Origin of the sequence: Croceitalea vernalis, from assembly GCF_031846405.1 — a bacterium.
GTDB lineage: Bacteria > Bacteroidota > Bacteroidia > Flavobacteriales > Flavobacteriaceae > Croceitalea > Croceitalea vernalis.
This window is the reverse complement of the sequence record NZ_JAVRHU010000012.1, coordinates 1-3426: the sequence shown is the minus strand read 5'-3', so window position 1 is coordinate 3426 and position 3426 is coordinate 1. Positions and strand designations below refer to the sequence as shown.

The following is a 3426-nucleotide window of genomic DNA, read 5'->3' as shown; positions in this document are numbered from 1 at the left end:
ATAACGAATTTCAACAGGCGGATAATGCCAATGATGGGGTATTTAATGACATAAACAATATAAATCACACAGCAGTTAGTGACTTATCTCCTTGGTGGGAGGTTGATTTAGAAACTGTAAGTTATGTAGAAAGCGTAAGAATTTATAACCGAGCTGACAATCAACCACAAAGATTCAGAGATTTTTATGTCTTGACTTCAACAGTACCTATCAGCGAAACTGAACCAGTTATAAATCTTATTAAAGATTCTAATATCAACGTTACATTTTTTGGTGGTCAAATAGACGACATCCAAGATATCGATATTATGGATGAAGCTCGTTATGTGCGTATTCATTTTCCTGAAAATGGCAGTAATAGAATCATGCATGGTAGAGAATTTGAGGTATATGGTTGTGAAATCGTTTGTGCTAATCCAGTAGTTTTTGGCAATACAGGGCCTTTTGTAAAAAATACCGGCATAGAACAATTAACCGCAGATATTGCTGGTGGAACGTGGTCTGGTGATGTCGATGCTTCTGGTAATTTTGACACGAATGTTCAAGCTGGAACCTACTCTGCTACTTACACCGTTACTGATGGTGATAACTGTACTCAAAGTGCAAGTGTTGATATCGTTGTTGCCAGTTGTGCTACTTTAACAAATGTAGCCTTAAATCAATTTTCTGAGCAGTCTACACCCTATTTAAGTGGTACACCTGATTTGGCTAACGACGGCAATCGCACTGGTGAAAATGCTGATTTTTACGATAACGGAGATCCGCCAGATTTACAACATACAGATCCAGCTGAAAAAAATATAGATGGAACCATTCCTTGGTGGCAAGTTGACCTTGGAGCAGTTGCAGATATTGATAATATAGAAGTTTTTAATAGAACTGATGTTGCAGAGCAATCTCAAGCAGTTTTAGATAGATTAGCGAATTTTTATGTCTTTACCTCAATGACTCCTTTTAATAAGGACGACACCTTACAAGATATAATAGACGATGCAGCAGATACGGCCAATACTACAGTTACTGAAACGTTCTTTTCAGGTGCAGTTGATGTTTCTGCAGTGATTGCTATAGCTCAACAAGGACGTTACGTTCGAATTCAACTTTCAATACCAGATATTTTACATATGGCGGAAGTTGAGGTAAACGGTTGTGCGTTTACCTGCACTACTGATTTGGTCATGCAAGACTATGAGTTTGTTCAGAATACGGGTATTGAACAAATCACTCCGGTTAGCACTCCAACAGGTGGTGCCGGCGTTTGGTACGGTGATGTTAATGCCGCCGGCGAATTTGATACCAATCAAGCAACAGGAACGTATTCAGCAACTTATGTTTACACAGATACTGATGGCTGTATTCAGAGTGAATCATCCACAATTAACCTCGGTCTTTGCATTGGTGTTGAGAACTTAGCATTTAATAAACCTGCCAAACAATCGTCAACACAAGAACAAGGTGCGGCGTATTTGGCATTTGATGGCATACTTAATGGAAATCGCGTAGACTATTTAGAGCAAGCTAATGTACAACATACGGTAACAGATATTGACCCTGACGATGGTGGAATTAGAGATGAAGACTGGTTAGAGGTAGACCTAGGTTCAATGGCAACCATTCAATCTTTTGAAGTATACAATCGTGCAGATCCAGATAATAGAGATTTCATCTATGAAAGACTTGCGGATTTCTCCATTTTTGTTTCAAGACTTCCTTTTGATGAGGATGCTACTCATGCAGAATTGGTAACAGCAGCAAACAATGGCGATTTTGATCATTATCAATATGCTGGCAACCCTGGTCTTTTCGCAGAATTCGATTTTACAACTGCGGGGCGTTATGTGCGGTTACATTTACCACCAAATGGGGGTAATCGCACCTTACATATTAGTGAATTACGCGTTTTTGGTTGCGCCAATGCTTGTCAAACAGCCACCATTTCTGGAAATAATACTTATTTAGAAACTGATGCTGATGTTACACTAACTGGTGACATTGGAACAAATAGTTCATTTGGTGGAGATGCTGCAACTAGCGGTTTGTTTAGCCCAAGTACTTTAGGTCCTGGCACTTACACAGTTGCATATACTTACGACGATACGGATGGGTGTTCACAAACTGTACAAAAACAAATTCAAGTAACTACATGTAATCCAACGAGTACCAACTTGGCCTTAAATAAAACTGCGGAGCAGTCTACCACATATAATGAAGGTGTTGCTGGTTTAGCAGTAGACGGTAATCTTGTTGGTAATGATCCGTTTGGTGTTACTGCTGATTTACAACATACTGATACCGCACTTAATAACGAAGAACAATGGTGGCAAGTTGATTTAGGAGCTTTGGCAGATATTGATGATGTGGTTATTCATAACCGTAATGGTGGCACTACAACACAAGAAAACAAAGACCGCTTAAATTTCTTTTATGTTTTTGTATCTGAAACGCCATTTGTCCCAGGGGTTATTTTAGATGATTTAATAAACGACAATACAATTTTTCAAACCAAATTTTATGGTGCAGCTGGTGATGTGGAAACGATTCCAATTGGTGCTCAAGGGCGTTATGTGCGGATTCAGCTTGACCGTGGAGTGGTTGCTGACCAACCCGCCAGAATTATACACATGGCGGAAGTTCAAGTATTTGGTTGTGAAGTGGTCTGTGACCCAGAAGCGGTACTGACCTCTCCAGCCTTATATTTAGATACTGATGGAGTGCAAAATTTAGAAGCGACTCCTGCAGGTGGAACTTGGAGTGGGGCTGCAGTAATTAATGGCAATCAAATAGATCCCTCTGCCTTAGGGCTCGGAACTTACACGGTTACTTATACTGTAACGAATGCAGGTTGTACCCAACAAAAAGACTTTGATATCAAGGTAAGTAAGTGTTCTGCAACGCAGAACCTTGCATTAGTTGGAACAGCTAGTCAGTCTAGTACTTTCAATAATGATGAGGTGACTTATGCCGCTTCTTTCGCAATTGATGGAAATACTTCACAAATAAACGGACCAATTCAACATACAGGAACTGGAGCTGGTGAACAAAATCAACCTTGGTGGCAAGTTGATTTAGGAATTGTGGCCAATTTAGAAGAGTTAAGAATATTCAATAGAGATAGACCTGATTTATATACAAGACTTAGTAATTTTTATATTCTAACCTCATCGTTACCATTCCCAGGAGGTTCAACTTTAAATGACTTGTTGATTGATCCAAACGTTACTAGTCAATTTTATAATGGAGGAGTTGGTGTTGATGTAACCATACCTTATATCGCGGAAGCTCAATATGTAAGAATTCAACTTACTAATGCAGCCAATGGTGTATTGCATATGTCTGAAGTGCAGGTGTTTGGTTGTGAACTTTCGAATCCATGCTTAGGAGAACCTGTGACTACCTTAGACCCTGCTGGACCATTTACAACTGCTG

General features: G+C 39.6%; 1 protein-coding gene. It reads left to right on the top strand.

Annotated elements, in window-relative coordinates:
* The coding region (locus tag RM520_RS15170) for a galactose-binding domain-containing protein (RefSeq protein WP_311388558.1) at nt 1-3426 on the top strand (3426 nt) is incomplete at both ends.